The organism is uncultured Sphingobacterium sp., from assembly GCF_964277905.1.
GTDB classification, from domain to species: Bacteria; Bacteroidota; Bacteroidia; order Sphingobacteriales; family Sphingobacteriaceae; genus Sphingobacterium; species Sphingobacterium siyangense.
On the sequence record NZ_CAXYKD010000002.1, the window covers coordinates 116,494 to 139,144 of the forward strand.

Genomic DNA, 22,651 nt, shown 5'->3' on the forward strand with positions numbered 1-22,651 from the left:
TAAGGTCGGGCAGTATTTGTCCGACCTTTTTTATGTTCTATTTGCTCATTTAGACAGGATAGTGCAGGTTGGTACAAATGTCTTTTAGACATATATTTGTTACACCAATTATGAACCGCAAAAGAACAAACTTTCGCTTCATAAAACGTATTATTTGAAGTATCTCAACAAGCACTTGCCGTAATTTATTATTAATCAAATTATTGACCTAATACATTTACTATGTTATCATCCAAATTTAACCTATTTTGGATTGCACTATTGATTACGGTAGTGTCATGTAGGAAGGAAGCCTTTGACGCCTACTATGGTAGACCCGATTGGCTGGCAAGCCCAATTTACCAGCAGCTCGATTCAATGGGCGACTTTAAGAAGTACCTGAGCTGCATTGAATTGTCTGGCTATAAAAATACACTCGGGACTGCCGGTTCTTGGACGGTATTTGCTCCCACTGATCAGGCCTTTGATCAATTTATGAAGGAAAATGGTATTAGTGATGTAGCAAAGATCGATGCGAAACTGGCCGAGAAGATTGTGCGTTCTTCGATGATTTATGACGGTGAGCGACTTGAAAAGCTGAACGATTATTTTTCAGCAAAAGGTTGGCAGCAAGGTTTTGCATTTCGACGTCGATCTGTATACTATGACTTTGTTGAAAGTGAGACGATGATGAATGGGAAAGTTCGAAAATTTGTATCAACAAATCGCGGAGCGGACAAGACCTATATCTCCACTGAAAATAATAATAAGCATATCACTTATTTTTTTGAAGGATTTATGTCTCAGCGAGGTTTGGGAAAGGAAGACTATTATGCATTTTATCCAAGTTCTACGTATAGCGGATTGAATGTTGGCCCCGCAAACATTGTTAACGACCGAAGTAATATGGTTGCCGAAAACGGATATATCCATGTGGTGGATAAAGTTTTGTTTCCAGAAAAGAGTATTGATCAATATTTGACTGGTAATGCTAATTATTCGACATTTAAATCTATTCTAGATTTCTTCGCAACCTACAATTATTCTGCAGATATCACCCGAAAAAATGAAGTCCTGACCGGAGAAAGGGATTCTGTCTTTATTAAAGGTTATACGGGGATTGGTTTGGCCCTTAATAATGAGAATTATGCTAAAGAAGATCCCAATGACGCTCAGACGAATAATTTTTCGATCACAGCGCCTAACAATCAAGCGATAAATGATTATGCCAAACGTGTTTTGCTTAAATATTATCCATCGGGGACAACATTAAAAGATTTATTTTATACCAACCCCACGGTGTTGACCGAGTTTATTAATTCCCATCTGTATAATGCACAGGTTTGGCCTTCGCAATTTTCGCAAGCACAGAACTTTGTTGGTGAATTGCCTAAAATTACAACAGCGAATGTCAAAGAAACAAAATTGTTGAGCAATGGTGCATTTTATGGAACCGACGCTTGCCAACAGGCCAATGTTTTTCATTCTGTCTATGGAAACGTTCTGCTAGATCCGAAGTATAGCTTTATGCGCCGTGCATTGGAACGTATGAGCATGAATTTGACGTTAAAGATTCCAACCATTCGTTATATGCTGATCCTTGTATCGGATCAAAAGTTGTACGAAATGGGATTTGACTATGATGCTTATAATACCTCAGATCCGATCCGTTTTAATGGTGGAAACGGTACACCAGAAATGCGAGAGGTGCTGATGGCTCATATTATCCCATTAGGAAATGACCCTCTGCCTGATTTATCGGGAAAGGGAATATTGGAAAGCTATGCCGGTGAGTATGTAAAGTTTAACCAGATGAAAATGTCTTCTAGCGGAACTTTAAATGGCCCTACGGAAACACAGCAAATCCGCATTGATTCTATCAGTATTGGGAATAACCTTTCGGGGCCGTTAAATGGAGTGGCGGTTTATCTTAATGGGGGATTGAGTTCATCGAATACCAATATTGGATTTTTTCTCAAAAATATTGGCGCGGACCAGGCCTCCTCTCCATTCAATTCATTTTATAAATATCTAATTGCAAGTACACTCTATTCAGTTACAGATGGTGTTGTCAAAGGAATAGAACTTGGATTGAATTATACAATGTTGATTCCTAATAATGAGGCGATAGCGAGTGCGGTTGCAAACAACGATTTGCCAACTGCCACAGCTCCTACGGCGCAAGCGGATATTGATAAGGTAACACGATTTATCCAATACCATATTGCACGCAATTCATTTGCAATTGATGGAAAGAAAACTGGGTATTTTCAGTCGCTTTGTAAGGATATTGATGGGAACGCACAGTCTCTACAAGTTGTGTTAAATCAGGTAAATAGACTCCAACTAAAGGACAATAAGAACCGTGTCATCGAAACGGATGTCCCGCAAAGTAACCAATTAGGGCAACGTGTGATGGTTCATTTGATTAATGGATACCTTAATCATGGCCTATAACCAGACTTTAAATTATGACGAAACAAATTAAATTTCTAGTCCTGCTCTTTATTTTTTTTGCAGGATTATATGATAGCATATCCTATGGCCAGTCTACTTTATCCCTATTGACCGGAAAAGTGACCGAGCGTAGCTCCAAACAACCTGTCGTCGGTGCGACGGTTGTACTTAAAGACAATGAGAATCGTACAATTGTCGGTACGATGACGGATGTCGAAGGGAATTATAGCTTAAGAGCTAATAATTTGAAAGGATTAAGGTTAATGGTGAGTAGTACGGGATATAAATCTTCGGGGGCTATTACGATTGGAGAGAAGAAAACAATCAATGTACAAATAGAATCAACTCAAAATGTCATTGATGAGGTTGTTATATCAAAATCAAAACCAGTCAACGATGGTACTGGAATGGGGATTTCTAAGGCTCGTAATACAGCTGCCATTTCGACTATAAGTATGGAAGAGATGTCTGAAATGCAATCTGCTTCGGTGGATCAAGCTCTACAAGGGCGTTTACCCGGCGTTGATATCACGACGGTATCAGGTGATCCCGGCGCAGGTATGCAAATTCGGATTCGTGGCACGTCCTCTTTAAATGGAGCTACTGACCCGCTTATTGTCGTCGACGGTATGCCTTACGATATTACGATACCCGATGATTTCAATTTTGCCACTTCCGACGATAATGCGTATGGGCAATTATTAAACATTGCACCGTCTGATATCCAGGATATTTCAGTCTTAAAAGATGCGGCAGCAACCGCTGTTTGGGGGTCACGTGGAGCAAATGGTGTATTGGTAATTAATACGAAACGTGGTACAGTCAGTGCGCCAACATTGGGTTATACATTTAAAGGTTCGTTTTCTAAACAGCCCGATGCAATTCCTCTTTTGAACGGTGATCAATATACAACCTTGTTATCTGAGGCCTTTTACAATGCTGGACGGGTTTTTTCTACGACTGAAAACGCACAGCAATTTCAGTATGATCCCAATAACACCTACATCTATCACAATTTTAGCAATAATTCTAACTGGATTGATGCGATTACACAAGTAGGCTATTTTCAAGATCATAATCTCCAGGTACGTGGTGGCGGTGAAAAAGCACGCTATTTGGCCTCGGTAGGTTATTTCAATCAAAAAGGTACGACAATTGGTACGGGGTTAAATCGGCTTTCGTCACGTATCAACTTGGATTATATCGTCTCTGAACGGATCAGTTTTCAGTCTGATGTATCTTATACACATGTGTCAAATGACAATCTATACCATAAAAATGTACGCGATGTAGCCTATCAAAAAATGCCCAATCAGGCGATTTGGGAATATGATGAGTATGGAAATTTGACGGGTAATTTATTTAATCCGATCTCGACGGCACAAGGATATTATATCTCTACTGCTGCGGACAAAGATTCTAGGGGAACATATAATCCTTTGTCGATGGTAACTAATTCATTTAATAGACAATTAGGAGATATCTTAAATACGCGCTTTAATATCGATTATAAGTTAATACCCAATATTTTGCGCTTTACCAGTAATTTAACACTGAATATCCGAAATAATAAAACTAAAAACTTTTTACCACAACTAGCAACTGGGCGTCCATTTACAGAGAGTGCTGTCAATCAGGCTTCTGATTCAGATTTGGATGAATTCTCCCTAAACACAAAAACTAATTTATTGTATACACCTGATTTCGGAAAAAATCATCTGTTTACAGCCAACCTATCATTTTTGACCTCAGATTACCGCTATACGATTCAAGGACTTAGCTCAACAAATACAGCGTCTTCTTATTTACAAGATCCCAGTGTACCCTCACGTGTATTAACCGGAGATGCAAAATCTGTGACCACACAGTCAAGATCTATTGGCGCATTGATTCAAGCAAATTATATGCTTAATGAAAAGTATGTTTTTGCAGCAAGCTTAAGGGGTGACGGAAATTCGAAGTTCGGTCCAGATAATCGTTATGGACTATTTCCATCCTTTTCAGCAGCATGGCAAGTTGGTAGAGAGTATTTTCTGAAAGACATCGACGCAATTAAAGATATTAAGATTCGTGCGAGCTGGGGTAAAAGTGGAAATGCACCGCGTAAAGATTACACGTATATCAATGTTTATAATACATATGATTATGCTTACTTAGGGGAGAATGGTGTGTACTCCAATAATATCGAGCTGTCGAATCTCAAATGGGAAACTGTAACTCAAAAGAATTTAGGTCTCGATGTAGATTTGTTCGATTATAGGCTGACTTTTGGTGCCGAATTGTATAAAAACAGAACGACAGATTTGATGATGGACAATATTCAGATCGCTACCTATAATGGCTTTAGCGGATTGAGTATGAATGTGGGAACCATGGATAATGATGGATGGGAAGCTTCTTTTAATGTAGTTCCAATTCGTAATAAAAAATGGGATTTGAGCTTCAACTTTAATATTGCCCATAATCAGAACGTGATTCGGGAAATTTCTCCGCTATATCCTAGAGAAAATGCGAAGTCTTCATTAAAGAACAAGTCCTTTTTTACCTATTTGCAAGAGGATAATCCATTTGGTTCATTTTATGGATTTCGTTATGAAGGTGTATATCAAGATAAAGAATCAACAGTAGCACGTGACGCACAAGGTAATCCAATTATAAGCCCAGACGGTGAAATCATTTACATGCGTTTCAATTATCCGACAGTGGACTATGTATTCCAGCCTGGAGATGCTAAATATGAAGACATTAATCATGATGGAGTCATAGATCAGAAAGATATTGTCTATCTGGGCAATTCCAATCCAAAATTGACCGGAGGTTTCGGTTTCTCATTGGGGTATAATAAAAGCCTAAAATTGAGTGCTTTCTTTAACTATCGACAAGGGGCGGATATGATTAACGGAACGAAAATGAATACCACTGATATGCTGAGTTATAATAACCAAAGTACAGCAGTGCTGCGTAGATGGAGAAAGGAAGGTGACGTAACCGATATTCCGAGGGCGTTATACGGTTCAGGTTATAATTCATTGGGATCCAGTAGATATGTGGAAGATGCCTCATTTTTACGACTGCGTACTGTAACGTTGAAATATGATTTTAGTAAGATGTTGTTGGATCGGTTAAGGATCAATGGGTTAAGTGCTTATGTGACCGTCGAAAATTTGTTGACGTTCACCAGGTATACTGGCCAAGATCCCGATGTTGCGGTTAAACTAAAAGACGCATTTACCGTTTTGATCGACAATTCTATGACACCACCTTTAAAGACAGTTACGCTTGGGATTACAGCACGGTTTTAATAAACGAAAGATTGAAACCAACAGGAATTTTACTAAAAAATATTCTAATGAAAAAAATACTTTTAATAAGCATAGTTGCATTGAGTTCAATTGCCTTCAGTTCCTGTAGTAAATGGCTTGATCTACAGCCACAGGATGGTATTACACGTGCGGAATTTTGGAAAACAAAAGAAGATGTACGAGCCGCTGTATTCGGAATTTATTCTTCCTTGAATGCAGGGGCTGTTGAGGAACGTTTATTTTCATGGGGTGAATTACGAGGAGATTTGATTGGATTAACGACCTATGCAAGTGATGATAATCGTTTGGTTAAAAATTACAATATATTAAGTACGAATGTTATATCAGACTGGTCCGCTGTATATACCGCAATAAACGACTGTAACTTATTGTTAGATTTTGCTCCCTTGGCGAAAACAGCTGATCCTACATTTGGTGATGCAGAATACAATAGCTATCGTGGGGAGGCTCTTGCGGTACGTAGTTTCCTTTATTTTTATCTGGTTCGTACATTCCGGGATATTCCCTTAAAGTTAAAAGGGACGTCAACAGACACGGATATTGTTTCCGTGGGGCAATCATCAGAATCGCAGGTGTTAAAACAGATTGAAGCCGATCTTATTCAGGCACAGACCTGGGTACCAGAATATCATGAACAGGCCATAGGATATAACGCAAGTAATACGGGGCGTATTACTAAACCTGCAGTAACAGCAATGCTGGCTGATGTTTATCTCTGGATGGAAGAATATAGTAAAGCTGAGATTGAAACCAATAAAATTTTGAACAATAATCGATACGCACTTGTAAGTAATGCTTGGACGTCAATTTTTGATGGCGGGACGACAGAGACCATTTTCGAAATTAGCCACAAAGCTTCTCGGGAGAATCCGATGTTCCCGCTGGTTATTAATCCACGTAGACCTTATATGGCGAATGTAGAAATTTTAAATGCGGAAATATTTCCATCAAATACAGAAACTGATGTGGACTTACGCGATAACCGTAGTGAGGGATACCTGTATACCTCAGATGGCATTGTTCTTAAATATGGGCTTGAAACACCAGATTATTTTAATTTCCAGATTTATCGTATTGCTGATGTTATGTTGATGAAAGCGGAGGCACTTGCTGAATTGGGGAAAGGCGCTGAAGCATTGCAGATTATAAAGGAATTACGAGCAAAAAGGAAGGCTTTGCAAGCGACAGATGCAGCTGTTGATGAGGGTGATTTAGATGGTATTATTGAATATATTTTCCAGGAAAGAGCGCGGGAATTAACTTTTGAAGGCAAAAGATGGTTTGATTTATTGCGGTTGGCTAAGAAAGATAATTACTCGAACTTAAATATTTTGGTTGATTTGATAACCAAAACTGTAGATGCGAATGTGCAACAATCGGCCATCAGTAAAGTGAGAAATACCGATAGCCATTATCTTCCAATAGCAGAAACAGAGCTTTTTAAGGATCCTCAATTGAAGCAAAACCCATTTTACCTAAAATAAATCGTTATGAAAAGAAAATTAGAAAAACAGGTTTGGATTGTAGGCGTGTTATTAAGCCTGATTATCGTAATGATTCAGGCTTGCCAAAAAGAAAAATATCGTATTTCCACAACTGATGAAGTTAATATTACCGGTTATTTGGAAGAACACCCTGATACGTATTCGCTGTTGACAGATATTCTATATCGTTCCAAAACCGCTGGATACCTAGGTGCATACGGTACATATACCTTGTTTGCTCCAAACAATGAGAGTATTACAGCTTGGATTAAAGAAAAGGGAAAATCGTCCTTGACTGATTTTACTGATGCAGAATTATTGGACTTTGTCAAGTACCATGTGGTACGAGATACTGTTGGCAGTATTCGTTTTACGGATGGCAAGATCAAAACGCCAAGTCTTTTCGGGGAATATCTGTACACAGATGTTCAAAATGGTGTCTATCGCGTGAATAAATCAGCCCTGGTTACCAAAAGTAATATTTCCTGTGGTAACGGAATTATTCATGCTATTGATAAAGTTCTTGTTCCTCCAGTACAGAGTATTGCCGAATTTATTGCCGGAAATGCACGATATTCCATCTTTTCGGCAGCACTGAAAGAGACAGGATTTTACGACACATTGTATTATCAACGTGGTAGCGAGGTTCCTGCTGAAAAACGCTTCCAAACTGCGATTGTCGAATCTGACTCTGTATTAAATGCACAGGGAATTTATAATTTCAACGATTTAAAAAATAAATATTCACAAACAGGAACGCCTACCAATCCCAAAGATAGTCTTTGGCTGTATGTCGCTTATCATTTAAGTAACGATGCAAAGTTTTTGGAAGATGTGGTCGCCGCTTCCAGTATTTATACTTTGGCTCCAAAGGAAATCATAACCACCAAATTGGTGGGCTCGAAAGTATTGTTGAATGAGGATACCTTTAATGGTGTGTTTGAGGCGGGCGCGGAATTGAATCGTAACTATAGTGATGTAATGGCTTCGAATGGCGTTATTCATGAGAGCAAACAAAGCTTCAAAATCAAGGTAAGGCAACAGGTTCCGGTTTATTTTGATATCGCAACATCTCCAGAGATGGTAAATGCATTGGGAAGTGCATTCCAAAATTCCAACAAAGCACTTGTCGCTAACGGAGCAACGATAGCCAATTCGTTTTCTTTCAATGATTTGGGTGTTATTACCATAGGTACTAATGCATATACTGTCTACAAGACATTGGAAACAAAACGTCCTTATGCAAATGGTGATCTGTTGAGTCTTTCGATTTGTGCGAATAATGCAAATCGAGCAAAATGGATCGAGTTCAAAACACCCTATCTCGTCAAGGGACGCTATAAAGTTTGGGTTTGCTATGCCCAGCATGGAGATGCTCCTGAGATTCAGGCAACATTCAATCCAGGGAAAGCCGATGCGCAGGTTTTACCCAATGTGATTATACTGAATCAGTCGTTAACGGCTTCGGGCGTAAGCGATCTTGCAGATCCCAATGCGGATAATTTGATGTTAGCGCAGGGATATAAACGTTATATGGCTACGGTAGGTGATTACAATGCGAATAATATCACAGGTGGTCTCAAAGCGAAATCAGGTAGTGAAGCTCCGTTGAATGTCGGCCGCTTGGCTGGTACGATCAATGTAGAGACCACAGATCGCCATACGATACGATTTGAAGCTGTGAAAGATAAAAAATGTGGAAGCAATACCGTGTATCTAGATATGATTCAATTTATTCCAGCAGATGATCTCGAACAGAATTATCCGAGGTTTCACCAGATTACAGGCGAACTTTTTTATAGACCAAAATAACAGGATACGCAATTATGAAATCTATTATATATAAAATAAATTTAGCTTTATTGAGTTTGTGTTTGCTGTTTTCTTGTTCAAAAAAATGGGAAGACCATTTTGGCGGCGGGGATGGTAACGCACAAAAAAACTTATATGAAGTTGTATCCGAGCATGCCGAGTTTTCGACTTTTATGGACTTGCTCAATAAATCAGGTTACGGTGAATCATTGAAAGCGTCAAAAAATTATACGCTGATTGTGCCCACAAACGATGCCATTGCAGCCGTGCAAGATCAATATAATTTTTCCGATACCGCCGTGATAAAAAGTTTTGTTGGCTATCATATTATTAATTCGGTATACAATGTAAATCCCGGTGTCGATACTGTCAAGGCCCTAAACTTTCGAAATAAATATGTCGAGTTTACCCATGGAACATTTGACGGCATTCAGCCGCTTCAAAGCAATCTTGTAGCGAGTAATGGCCTTTATCATGTCGTTGGACAACCGTTGAAGCCATTACAAAATATATTTAATCTCGTGCGGACGCTTTTTGAAGATACAAAACAAGCCGAGGCTGTAAACTCTTTTGATACAGCCTATACGGAAGGAGATGTTTTATATTACAAATATAGTCCGGTTTGGTATTCAGAGGTGCGTCGAAATATGACAACCGAAAATCGCAAGTATACTTATTTCGTGGTCGACGACGATTATTTCGAAACAGCATATGCAAAATTGCGGCCATTTTATATGACCTCTTATGAAGAGGGTAATACCCATCGTCCCGATAGTACAACCACTTTTTTTGCGAAAAAAGCTTTGCTCCGTGATTTTATTGTTGAAGGGGAGTTGAATGCGGAGCAATTGGAGCAAGAACTGATTTCGGTTTCCGGAACTGCTTTTCATCTTGATCCAACCAATATTATTTCGCGAACGAAAGCCAGTAATGGTGTTGTCTATCGCGTCAAGAGACTGGATTATCAGCTGAGCAGTCAGATCAAAGAAATAAAGGTGTTAGGAACGAACCCAATAGGTTTTAAACAAGCGGATAAGCGGGCAAATACATTTTATAGGGAAAAGCGCGACAACAACGGGAATATTTATAATGATATTGAGATCTACGGACACGGGGTGACATCATTTTATGCAAAATATAGAGCTGTCGGCATGAACGTCACTAAATACAAAGTGTACGGACGGGCAATTATGGGTTTGGCAGGAGATCCTCAAATAGCAACATTTACACAATATGTTCAATTTTTTGATCCTGCTTTAGCAACGGTTGCTAATGAGCCGGATCAATATAAGCGAGCGGTGGTTAATAAACTTGGTAGCAATGATACACGAATGGCATTTGAAGTATTGCCATTGAACCATGACGAAGTTTATTTAGGAGAGGTAACGCAAGATCAATATGGTAATATGCCACTTTTGGTGATGTGTAATGCCACCGGACCAATTATTTTGGAATATTTACGATTTGTACCCATTATCCAATAACTATGACAACAAAGATAATTTTTAATAAAGTGAATAGTAGACTCGGGTTGATCTTGTTGCTTTCTAGTTTTGGAGGGCACATAGCGGTAGCGCAGCAAAGCATTGATTCGGCACGTACTCATCTGGCTGAGACACATAAACAATTATATCAAGTAAAAGGTACAGTATATGATAGCAGGACCAATCAGGCAGTCGCAGGAGCTCGGGTAACCTACGGCGATAAGATTGCAAAATTGACAAATCCCAAAGGGGAATTTAGTTTAGAAGTTTCTTCCGGAGACGCGGTGATTGAGGTATCCATGGATGGATATATTGCCAAGCAAATCCCTATTCTTAAAAATAGCAAATTGCATGTTAAGCTGTATCCGAGTGATTATCACTCACTCTATAAATCAACTGAAACAGTTTTTGGAGAAAATGGACTGTTAAATACGGCTGGTGCGATAGATAAATTGGAACTTGATGCTTGGGAACAAAACTCTGAAACGATCGATAGTTATCTGCAGGGAAGGATGGCAGGACTGAACGTTGTACGTCGCTCGGGAACGCCATCAATGGGTGGTAATGTGAACATAAGAGGGGTCCAGTCGCTATACACAAACAATCAACCCTTATACATTGTTGACGGGATCGTTTATAATGTGGAACATTTGTCCCCATCTATTACAACAGCGCATTTAAATAATGCATTGCAACATATTGATCTGCGTGACATTCAGGATGTAACCGTATTAAAAGACGCAGTTTCCGCCTCGATATACGGTGCTAGGGCAGCAAATGGAATTGTCGTTATTAACACCAATCACTCGCGGGAGGTTGCTACGCAGATTGACCTTCAGGCAACTACTGGGTATAATTTCAAATCAAAGAACTTGCCGGTTATGACCTCCTATGCCTATCGTAGTTATCTCAATGATATATTGGCGACTAGCCATTATACAGGTAGTGAAATAGCAAATATGCCTTTCAATGATGATAATCCGACCTCTTCAACATACCCGGCGTATCATAACGAAACGAATTGGCAGAATGAGGTGATGAAGAATTCTGTCGATCAAAATTATTTTTTACGCGTAACAGGAGGTGACAATATTGCGAAATATGCATTATCTGTTGGTTATAACAAAGAAAAAGGTATTATCGATCAAACAAGTCAGGATCGTTATACTGCACGCTTCAATGGCGATATGTTTTTGACGAAGAAATTTACGGCACAAACCAATATTTCCATGGGCTATGGGCAACAGCAACTTAAAGACCAAGGTCTTTCACCAAAGACCAATCCGTTATTTTTATCATTGATTAAGGCACCGTTTTTAAATACCAATGAGATGGCAGCCGACGGTACAATATCACCCAACTATGCGGATGCCGACTATTTTGGCTACTCCAACCCCATGCAAATCATTCAAAACGGGATCAATAATAAAAAAGCATACCGTTTTCTAGGTTCAATGGTTTTCAACTATGACTTTAGTAATAAATTCAGATTGAGTAACCTAACAACCGTAACCTATGATAAAGCGCAGGAAAACTTCTTTATACCCAAGAAGGGGGTTGCAAAAGATACAGTAAACAATATTGAAGTGTATAGTAGACTAGGGACGCAGGTCGCTCGATATTATTCGATCTCCAATGATCTGAGGTTGCAGTATAAACAGAATTTTGGAACGGAGAGTCATTTGCAAGCTATTGGAGGCATACGTTACCATAAACACGATTCTGAGCAGGACTATGCGTTAGGTTACAATTCGGCAACAGATCAATTGGTTAGTATAGGTAATTCCACTGCAGAATCGAGGGTCTACGGAGGGCATATTGGTAAATGGGCAAATATGACAGGATATGGTTTGGCCAATCTTACTGTTAAAAACAAGTATATTTTTAATGGTTCGATTGCTATGGACGGTTCATCACGTTTTGGTAATAAGGTTGATGCGGGAATTAAAATTGCAGATAAAGTATATGCTGTGTTTCCTGCAGCTGGAATTGCATGGGTTCTTTCCAACGAGGACTTCTTAAAAGAAATTACAGCTGTTAATGTTGCCAAATTGAGATTAAGTTATGGCTTGGTAGGGAATGATGACATCGGTAATTATGATGCAAGACAAAACTATATTTCACAAAATTTCTTGGGCGTACAAGGGCTTGTGCGTGATGGCGTTGCGAATCCATATTTAAAATGGGAAAAAGTTGAAAAGGTCAATGCGGGAATTGACTTATCATTCTTTAATGAACGTCTTAATATGACGATGGACCTCTATCAAAATACAAGCCGTGATCTATTGGTTTATAATCCCGGTAATTCGGTATCTGGAATTAGTTATTATTTATACAACAACGGCTCTATGCGTACAAGAGGTGTTGATATTAGTCTTTTTGGACGTATTATCGATGGTGCCGTAAAATGGGATGCTGGTATAAATTTAGGACATTATAAAAGCCACATGCTCGATTTGCCTGAAACAACCTATAGTCGGTATGCAGGGGCGACTTATATAACGGAGGCCGGATCGTCGCCCAATGCATTTTATGGCTATCGTTTCGATGGTGTATACAGTACGTCGGAGGAGGCGTCGAACGCTGGATTATCTATTTTGAATGCCTCGAATAAGAAGATCTCCTTTGAAGCCGGAGATGCAAAGTTTTTCGACAAGAATGGAGATAAAATCATTGATCAGAATGACAGGATCGTAATCGGGGATCCCAATCCAGATTTGGTGGGCGGATTTAGTAATGCCATCACTTACAAAAACTGGAAATTTGATGCCTTATTCACCTTTAGTATTGGGAATGACGTCTATAATTATACCCGAGCTCAACTGGAATCAGGGAGCACTTTTTATAATCAGACGGAATTGTTGCAAAATAGATGGCGTGTAGAGGGCCAAGTAACTGAAGTGCCGAAAGCGAGTTATGGAGATCCAATGGGGAATAGCCGGTTCTCCAATCGCTGGATTGAAGATGGTTCTTATGTACGTTTGCGTCAGATCGCTGTTGAATATGGTATTCCGGTCAATAAGAAGATTATCAAATATATTCGCCTATATGGTACGGCCAATAACCTATTTACAATCAGCAAGTATTTGGGATATGACCCCGAATTTGCACAGTCGGCCGATAGCTTTCACCAGGGGGTGGACGTGACCATGGAACCAATTGTTAGATCTGTCCAGTTCGGACTTCGTTTAGGTTTATAATATTCAATATATGTTAAGAATAGATCAAAAATATATGATATGGGCGATTATAGCCTGTATTTTAGCGCTCTCTTCGTGCAAAAAGGCTTTAGATTTTTTGCCGGAAGATAAGGTAGATAGCTCCAAAATGTACAATACTTTAGCTGACGCGGATGCTGTGGTATTGGGAATTTACGGGCAAGTTGCCACTTTGGGAGATCGTTATATCGTGCTAAATGAGCTGCGAGCTGATCTGATGGATGTCACAGCAAATGCAAATCCTTATTTGCAACAAATATCTAATCACGAAGTCGCATCGGACAATCCTTACGCAGACCCAACAGCTTTTTATAAGATTATTTTTAATTGCAACGATGCATTGAAAAATTTTAAAATTATGGAAAGCCAAGGTAAGTTGAGCAATACCGAATTCAATCAGCGTTATTCGGATATTGCCGTTTTGCGTGCATGGCTATATTTGCAATTGGGAATACATTTTGGCAATGTGCCTTATTTGAAAACACCAATTGAGACAGTAGATCAGATTGCCGGATTGACAGATTATCCTAAAACAAACTTTGATAATCTGATTGACTCCTTGATTCAGGATGTAAAAGATCTGCCCTATCTAGAGAATTATGCCTATCCAAATGGCTCAACCCTGGTTTTTACAACTGATGGAGCGAATACACAAAAGGTATTTATCAACAAACCGCAGGTACTAGGCGAAATTTATCTTTGGAAAGGTAATTATTATCAGGCGGCTTATTGGTATAAGAAGTTAATGTCGGCCGAAGATAACAACACAGAGATTGATTATTTATTTAATTTTAATCGGATTGGCTGGTCCTATAATGTTGTCAGTTTTACAAGAGGGCAAGAGGGGTCGTCTTTGATCAACTCATTGACCGAGGGGTGGCGAAGTATGTTTGCAGTAGCAAATACTGGGAAGCCGTGGAACTCGGAGTGGAATTGGTCTATTCCTTATAGCAATTCTTTTGCTCCGGGAAATCCTTTTATAGAACTGTTTTCAAAATCAGGGAATTATGAATTGCGACCATCACAAAAGATCATGGATAGCTGGAATGCACAAACAAACAATAACGGTATTCCTTGGGATCCAAGAGGTAAAATGTCATACGAAGTTGCTGCTGATGGCGAACCAGTCATTACAAAGTTCACTGACAACGCTACAGGTCTGTTAAATTTATTAAATAAAGGCGGTCGTTGGAATATCAATCGAGCGGCAGGGGCACACTTGCGCTTTGCTGAGGCCGCCAATCGGGATGGTCAGGGACGCTTGGCCTATGCATTAGCGAACTGGGGACTGATCAGTACCTTTTATTATGGTGCGTTTACCAGTGCAGGAACAATTGCCCCAGGTAATTTTTTCGAATTGGAATCCGAAATAACTTATGACGGATTTGGGACGAATCGGACCACTTATGCTGAGTCTTCGCCCTATTATTTTGACGCACGCGATAATGCGAGTATCGTACGTGGGGTTTGGTATCGAAATTCGGGAATTCGTGGACGGGCTACTATGCCACGTTGGCAATTCCCCGGAATTGAATATGGTCCGGGTACAGTAAGTGGTTACGGAAGCATGATGACCGCCTTTGACGTACCGAAAGCAGACTTGGAGGATAAGATCATCGAAGAATCAGCTTATGAATTAGCGTTTGAGGGCGAACGCTGGTCTGACCTGATGCGCATAGCAAAACGCCGTAACGATCCAGCTTTCCTAGCCGATAAAGTTTACGAAAAATTGCTGAAAGCAAATAATCCAAAAGCTGGCGCAGTACGTAGCAAGTTGATGGATATGAACAATTGGTATTTACCTTTTAAATTGCGGTAAACCTGATATACGTTTGGATTATTAATTTAATGATTAAAGGTCTGCTCTGTGCAGGCCTTTTTCTTTGATGTTGACCATGAGACAGCAGGATAGTGAATTCGAAACTCTTTAATATCATTGTGTAGAGATACCATACCACTTGTTAGCGGTAATCGATACTTCTAGGCTCTATCAACAGCTCATTCAAATCGAGTGTTTATTGTGAGAATAGAATATAATCGTAACATGTCAATTACAGTGCAATCTTTTGATAATGCCATTTGTGTTTTATAAATGTAATTTTTACATTTATAAGTATTTCTGATTAATTATAACCAATGGAACGAGTTTCTTTAAGATTTAGAATCTACTATTTTTTGCTGGCAAAAGCGATCTGCTTTTTTTGTCTATTTTGGATTTTCACTACGCCTTTATATGCTTATAATAGCAAGAGTTCAGAACCGGATTCGGCTTATTTCTTTGCTTATGCGAAAGAAAAGAATGCTGGCAGAGAAGGGCTATTATATGCCTGGAGTTTGGATGGTAAGCAATGGAACTCCATCGGGACAGAACTTGCCTTTGTAAAGTCAGATTATGGACGCTGGGGATCAGAAAAGCGGATGATAAATCCTGTATTGTTTCCTCGAACTGGAGGCGGCTGGTCCTGTGCGTGGCAATTAAGTCCTGAAAGTGACGGTCCTTATGCATATACTTTTACATCCGATTTTTTCAATTGGGGCAGACAAGATTATTTTATTGCATTAAATGATTTGGATAAATCAGTGGTCTCTTTTGTGAAAAACAGTTTATTGACTCGTGATAATATCTCCATGAATGGCGAAAGTTTACGTGGAACCAAGTTGAAAGTTTCATGGTCTGTTATTAAAGAATTAATCAAGCATTATGATCTCGCGCTGCTTAAGCAAAAACAATGGTCCGAACGAAGCGTTGACGATGACGCCCGCTTCCCTGGCCTAAAGCCATTGGATGTCAAATTAACGCCGAAGGTAGGGCAAACCAAGTCCATCAGTGATATGTTGGTGGGTGTTTTTTTTGAAGATATTAATTATGCCGCAGACGGAGGTCTCTATGCGGAATTGATTCAAAATAGAGACTTTGAATATAAATTGAGTGATAAACAAGGCCGTGATAAAAATTGGAACGCGAAAACTGCTTGGCGTATGGATGGCTCGGGACAATTTCATATTGACAGCATCAATCCAATTCATCCTAATAATAAACATTATGCGAGATTGCAGGGTGAAGGCATCCTCAGAAATATAGGCTACGATGGCATTGCCTTGAATAAGAACGAACGCTATGATCTTTCGTTTTTCGGAAGGGGCACTGTTGGTAAAGTACCTAAACTAAAGATACGGATAAGTACAAAAGACGGAAAAATCCTCGATGAGAAATCTGTAATTGTTGACAGTAAAAACTGGAAAAAATATCAATTGGTATTGACATCCAATGAAACCTGTAAGGATGCCGTAGTGGAATTTGTATTTACAGACCGACAACAATTGGATCTGGATCTGATTTCTTTATTCCCTCAGCATACATTTAAAGGGAGAAAAAATGGATTACGGAAGGATCTGGCTGAGGCTATAGCTGCATTGAATCCCCGTTTTGTCCGTTTTCCGGGTGGCTGTTTAGCACATGGGGATGGAATTGAAAATATCTACCATTGGTCTAATACTGTAGGGCCGCTGGAAAGCCGTATGCCACAGCGTAACATGTGGGGATATCATCAAACCGTGGGCTTGGGGTATTACGAGTATTTTCAATTCTGTGAAGACATCGGTGCCTATGCTGTTCCTGTAGTGGCGGCTGGTGTACCCTGCCAAAATTCGGGTGCTCATGGTCACCCATTGGGTGGACAACAATGTGGTATCCCAATGGAAGATATGGATGACTACATCCAGGAAGTACTGAATCTGATTGAATGGGCCAATGGGGATAAAAATAGTACCTGGGGAAAGGTACGAGCTGCCGCGGGGCACCCCGAGCCATTTCATCTAAAATACATTGGTGTTGGTAACGAAGATTTAATATCGAATGTTTTTGAAGAGCGTTTTACCATGATTTATAACGCTATCCGTGCAAAATATCCCGAAATACAGGTTATTGGGACGGCAGGGCCATTTTTTGAGGGAACAGACTATGTAGAAGGTTGGAAAATTGCCGATAAATTGAATGTACCCATTATGGACGAACACTATTATCAGACACCGGGCTGGTTTATTCATAATCAAGACTTCTATGATAAATATGATCGAAGCAAATCGCAGGTATATTTGGGCGAATATGCTGCCCATATTCATGGGCGAGCAAGTACCTTAGAAGTTGCATTGGCTGAAGCAGCATATCTCACGGCATTGGAAAGAAATGGTGACGTTGTTAAGATGGCCTCTTATGCGCCATTGTTGGCCAAAGAAGGCTATACGCAATGGCGCCCCGATCTTATTTATTTCTCCAATACTGATGTAAATTTAACTCCATCCTATTATGTACAGCAATTATTTGGGCGTAATAATGGAACCGAATATATTCCAGTAGAAACAGTTTATGCTAATGCTGACGTTGAGGTACAGAAGCGTGTGGCATTTTCTATTGTTAAAGATCCGAAAGATCAATCACTCATTGTAAAGCTGGTTAATATTTTGCCTGTTGCGGTCAATATACAATTGGAATTGGATCAACTCAATTTGAAGGGTGATACAGCTCTTGTCGCTCAGTTGGCGGGGAAATTGGACAGTAAAACGGCAAAACCCGAAGAAAAGACCGTGTCCGTTGACAAGCTTAAAAACCAACAATTACCGCCTTATTCGTTAACTGTCATCCGAATTCAGTCGGGTGCGAAATAGCCTCATTCAATTCATATGATATATCCAGCTTTACAGAAGAAGTCTATTTTAGTTTTTATATACCTCTGTTTGACAATTGTGCCCTTGTTTGCCAGCTCAGGCTTCAATCTGATCAAAAATAATCGGGCTGCGGATGTTTATTATGGTGGAAGAAATCCGATCATTGAAACCGCATTGGAAATTTTGGATGCAGATGCACAGCAAGTTGGTCAATCTGCTTTTAAACGAATCAACAAGGCTGATCCCGGAGGGATTATCGTTGGAGAATTACATGATCCAATAATTGACAAATTGATAAAAGATTATCATATCCGCCTTCCTGAAATGGAAGGTCAATGGGAAATGTTTTGTTTGAAGGTGATTCCGATAGAAAAAGTGCCGACACTTTTAGTGATAGGATCTGATGCCAGAGGTACGGCATATGGAGTGATGGAAATTTCTAGAAAATTGGGCGTTTCTCCATGGAGTTGGTGGGCAGATGTGGTTCCCCTTAAAAAATCAACAATTTCTCTGCCCGTCGATTTTGAAGACAAGCAATTTCCTAAAGTGCAATTCCGGGGAATTTTTATAAATGACGAGGACTGGGGATTGACACCTTGGAGCAGTAAAACCTATGAAGCCGAAGCAAAGTTGGAGGCAGGAATTGATCCAGCCAAAACAAAAAAAATGGCGACGATAGGGCCTAAGACCTATGCACGTATTTTTGAGCTGTTATTAAGGCTGCGGGCTAATTCAATTTGGCCAGCAATGCATGAAGTAACTGTTCCTTTCTATTTTGTCCAGGGAAATCGCGAAATGGCCGAAAGATATGGAATATATATCGGCTCATCTCATTGTGAACCCCTCGCTCGAAACAGTGCGACGGAATGGGATATCGTAGGTCGGGGGCCCTATAATTATTTGACAAATAAAAATGAGATTGTTGATTATTGGTCCAATCGACTCAAAACACTGGGGCAATCCCATAACATATTTACACTGGGTATGCGTGGGAAACACGATGGAGCAATGGAAGGCGTCAAAACAACTGCAGCTTATAAAGATGCGATCAATAAGGTCATTAAAGATCAAACGGATCTGTTGAAAAAATATGTTAATGCAGACCCCGCGCAGATTCCTCAGGTTGTTATACCTTATAAAGAGGTGTTGGACGTGTATAGGGCCGGTATGGATCTTCCTGACTATACAACACTGATGTGGTGTGACGATAATTATGGTTATATCACCCACTTCCCAAATCCGATAGAAAGAAAAAGATCGGGTGGTAATGGACTGTATTATCATGTTTCCTATTGGGGACGACCACATGATTATCTTTGGTTGTCGACCATGAGTCCGGCGCTGATTTACCAGCAGCTTAATACAGCTTATCAACATGATGTTAAAAAAATGTGGATTGTCAATGTTGGGGATATTAAGCCTGCTGAATATCAGATTGAACTCCTGATGGACATGGCCTGGGATATGGACCAGGTACAGAAAATAGGCATCTACCAGCATCTGAATCAATTTTTGCAACGGGAATTTGGACATCGTTTGGCGAAGAAGATCGCGCCGATTATGCAGGAACACTATCGGTTGGCTCATATTCGAAAACCTGAGTTTATGGGAAATACACGTACGGAAGAAAAAGATCCAGCCTATAAAATTGTGAAAGACCTACCTTGGTCCGAACAGCAGATTAAAAAGCGATTGGTGCAGTATAAACATATTCAAGATGCAGCCACCGCAATTGAGGCTTCAGTCCCGTTGGATCGCAAGGATGCCTATTTTGAATTAGTGCTGTATCCGGTTGTTGCAGCGGCAAAGATGAATGAAAAGCACCTTTATGCGCAGTTGGCACGTCATGGCAAAGCTGAATGGCAAAAAAGCCACGATGCGTATGATAAAATCGTTTCCTTAACTGCGCAATACAATGCCTTGAATAAAGGAAAGTGGAAGGGGATAATGGATTATAAACCCAGAAACCTTGCCGTTTTCGATAAGATTATAGAAGAGAAAGCAGTTGCTCCACTGGCCAATAATGATCAGCCCGTCAAGCGGATTCCTGGTAGAGATCTAAAAGGCTCAATTGGATATGAAGGTTTGGGGTATGAAGGGCAGGCCGGAGCTATCCCATTGGATGTAGAAGCCAGTTATCCGCTCAAAGGGCTCAAGGGCGATTCTGTTACCGTTGTCATCCACTTACTGCCTACACACCCGGTCTCTTCAGATGATTTGCGTTTTGAAGTTTCCTTGGGGCAACAGCGTTCGCCTGCCATTTCTTATAAAACAATTGGACGAAGTGAGGAGTGGAAAGAGAATGTCTTGCGCAACCAGGCCATTCGAACGATTAAATTTAAGATAGCTTCATTGCAACAGGACATATTGCGTATCAAAGCGCTTGATGAGGGCGTAGTGGTCGATGAAGTAACACTATATTTGGATTAAAGTATTCGTTTCCTGCTCTATAATGGAAACTCGTTATAGACTTATTCATAAGATTATAAAAATGAAAAAACAATTTCTAGTCACGCTCCTCGTTATTTTAACTTGCCTCGTTAAGGCACAATCTTCTGTCTACCTTTTCTCTTATTTTATAGGTAATGGTGCTGACGGACTGCATCTTGCTTATAGTTTGGATGGTATGAAATGGGAACCCTTGAATCAGGGAAAACCTTTCTTAATACCAACGGTAGGAAAAGATAGGCTGATGCGTGATCCCAGTATTTGCCAAGGCCCTGATGGCACCTTTCACCTGGTATGGACAACGGGTTGGTGGGATAAAATTATCGGATATTCTTCTTCCAAAGATCTTGTACATTGGACCGAACAAAAAGCAATACCAGTCATGGTAGATGAAGCTGATGCGAAAAATGCATGGGCTCCGGAGCTTTTTTACGACAAGGCGACGAAGGAATATTATATCATTTGGGCCACGACGATTCCGGGCCGACATAAAGAGGTACAGACCAGCGACAGTGAGAAAGGCTTGAACCATCGGATGTATAACGTCACGACAAAGGATTTTAAACGTTTTTCAAAAACCAAGTTATATTTTGATCCCGAATTTAGTGTCATCGATGCGGCCATTATGCAACAGGCCAATGGGGAATACATGATGGTGTTGAAAAATGAAAATTCTAACCCACCTGAGAAAAATATTCGGATCACAACAACAAAGCGTTTAGCGAAAGGATTTCCGACGACTGTCTCTAAGCCGATTACAGGAAATTATTGGGCGGAGGGGCCTGCTCCGCTGCAGGTTGGGGAGTATATATATGTATATTTTGATAAATACCGCGATCACAAATATGGGGCTGTACGAAGCAAAGACGGCATCAACTGGGAGGATGTCTCCGATCGGGTGAGCTTTCCGAAGGGAGTACGTCATGGAACTGCTTTTACGATAAATCAAACGGTTTTATCAAATCTGTTAAAAGCAAACTGATAGCCTTGTTAATTATTGACAGGCTATCGTTTTATGCTATATATGAAAGCTTTGGTTGGCATGAAACAGCGCGTCCCAATTTTTTTAATAAGGAAGGATTGCCTACTTTACCTTTTAGAACGGAGTAGTGTATTTCTGAGATCTTTCTTTCGAAATATTCACGCTTTTATAATGATCAAATTGTAATGCTGTTGCCATCTTAATAAAAGTGATTGTTATAAAAAAAGGTTTTCAAACGGGGAGAATGAAAACCTTTAAAATAACCAATTAATCCTAAATTTATGATAAAAAATATGATACTATTTTACTGGCTTTCCTTTGCTATAATAGCTTTTTTTATCTAAATCATACCAAAAGTAGGCACCGTCTAAATTGGGAAATAACCAATTTAATACAGCAAGTTTAGGTATACCGAATGAATTTGTCATCCTGTGCTGTTCTGTCTCAACAGTATCGCAGGGGGTGAATGCCAATATTGGCAACATAACCATACAGGTAAGTTCAGGATACTTAAGTGTCCTGAACTTTTTATTTTAGAGGTTTGCTAATTCAATGAATAAACCTATGCTTAAAATTCGAATTGTCTTCTTTGCTTTGATATACGTTATGATGGCACATAGTGCCTCAGCACAAACGATGAAGCAAATACACTATCTCTCAGGAACAGACAACGTTCATACGGTCAATTGGGACTTCTGGGTAACTGGGGGACGTAAGGCTGGAAAATGGGATAAGATTGCGGTTCCCAGTCATTGGGAACAACAGGGATTTGGGGCTTATAACTATGGTCGGGACTATG

Annotated in this window: 10 protein-coding genes; all 10 read left to right on the top strand. The window is 39.9% G+C overall.

Translation table 11 applies throughout. From position 1 onward, the window contains the following. Positions 1–222: 222 nt before the first annotated feature. Positions 223–2,436, top strand: coding sequence for a fasciclin domain-containing protein (locus tag ACHWSC_RS01925; protein WP_394675604.1), 2,214 nt, complete (start codon positions 223–225; stop codon positions 2,434–2,436). Between the two features lie 14 nt (positions 2,437–2,450). Continuing rightward, the gene (locus ACHWSC_RS01930; RefSeq protein ID WP_394675605.1) at positions 2,451–5,738 is read left to right on the top strand and encodes a SusC/RagA family TonB-linked outer membrane protein; all 3,288 of its coding nucleotides are present in this window, start codon (positions 2,451–2,453) and stop codon (positions 5,736–5,738) included. Between the two features lie 47 nt (positions 5,739–5,785). Then, positions 5,786–7,243, top strand: coding sequence for a RagB/SusD family nutrient uptake outer membrane protein (locus tag ACHWSC_RS01935; RefSeq protein WP_394675606.1), 1,458 nt, complete (start codon positions 5,786–5,788; stop codon positions 7,241–7,243). A 6-nt stretch (positions 7,244–7,249) separates the two neighbouring features. Beyond that, entirely contained in the window at positions 7,250–9,055 is a 1,806-nt protein-coding gene (locus ACHWSC_RS01940; protein ID WP_394675607.1) for a fasciclin domain-containing protein, read from the top strand. Positions 9,056–9,069: 14 nt separating this feature from the next. Next, the gene (locus ACHWSC_RS01945; protein ID WP_394675608.1) at positions 9,070–10,539 is read left to right on the top strand and encodes a fasciclin domain-containing protein; all 1,470 of its coding nucleotides are present in this window, start codon (positions 9,070–9,072) and stop codon (positions 10,537–10,539) included. Between the two features lie 2 nt (positions 10,540–10,541). Beyond that, complete coding sequence (locus tag ACHWSC_RS01950; protein ID WP_394675609.1) at positions 10,542–13,739, top strand: SusC/RagA family TonB-linked outer membrane protein; 3,198 nt, start codon at positions 10,542–10,544, stop codon at positions 13,737–13,739. Between the two features lie 10 nt (positions 13,740–13,749). Continuing rightward, positions 13,750–15,576: a RagB/SusD family nutrient uptake outer membrane protein gene (locus ACHWSC_RS01955; RefSeq protein WP_394675610.1), complete on the top strand. Its 1,827-nt coding sequence runs from the start codon at positions 13,750–13,752 to the stop codon at positions 15,574–15,576. Positions 15,577–15,893: 317 nt separating this feature from the next. After that, positions 15,894–18,422 carry an alpha-L-arabinofuranosidase C-terminal domain-containing protein gene (locus tag ACHWSC_RS01960; RefSeq protein ID WP_394675611.1) on the top strand — a complete coding sequence of 843 codons (2,529 nt, stop codon included), beginning with the start codon at positions 15,894–15,896 and terminating at the stop codon, positions 18,420–18,422. A gap of 15 nt (positions 18,423–18,437) precedes the next feature. Then, positions 18,438–20,852, top strand: coding sequence for a glycosyl hydrolase 115 family protein (locus tag ACHWSC_RS01965; RefSeq protein WP_394675612.1), 2,415 nt, complete (start codon positions 18,438–18,440; stop codon positions 20,850–20,852). Between the two features lie 61 nt (positions 20,853–20,913). Beyond that, a complete protein-coding gene (locus ACHWSC_RS01970) occupies positions 20,914–21,852 on the top strand; it encodes a glycoside hydrolase family 43 protein (protein ID WP_394675613.1) in 939 nt (312 codons plus the stop codon). Positions 21,853–22,651: the final 799 nt, after the last annotated feature.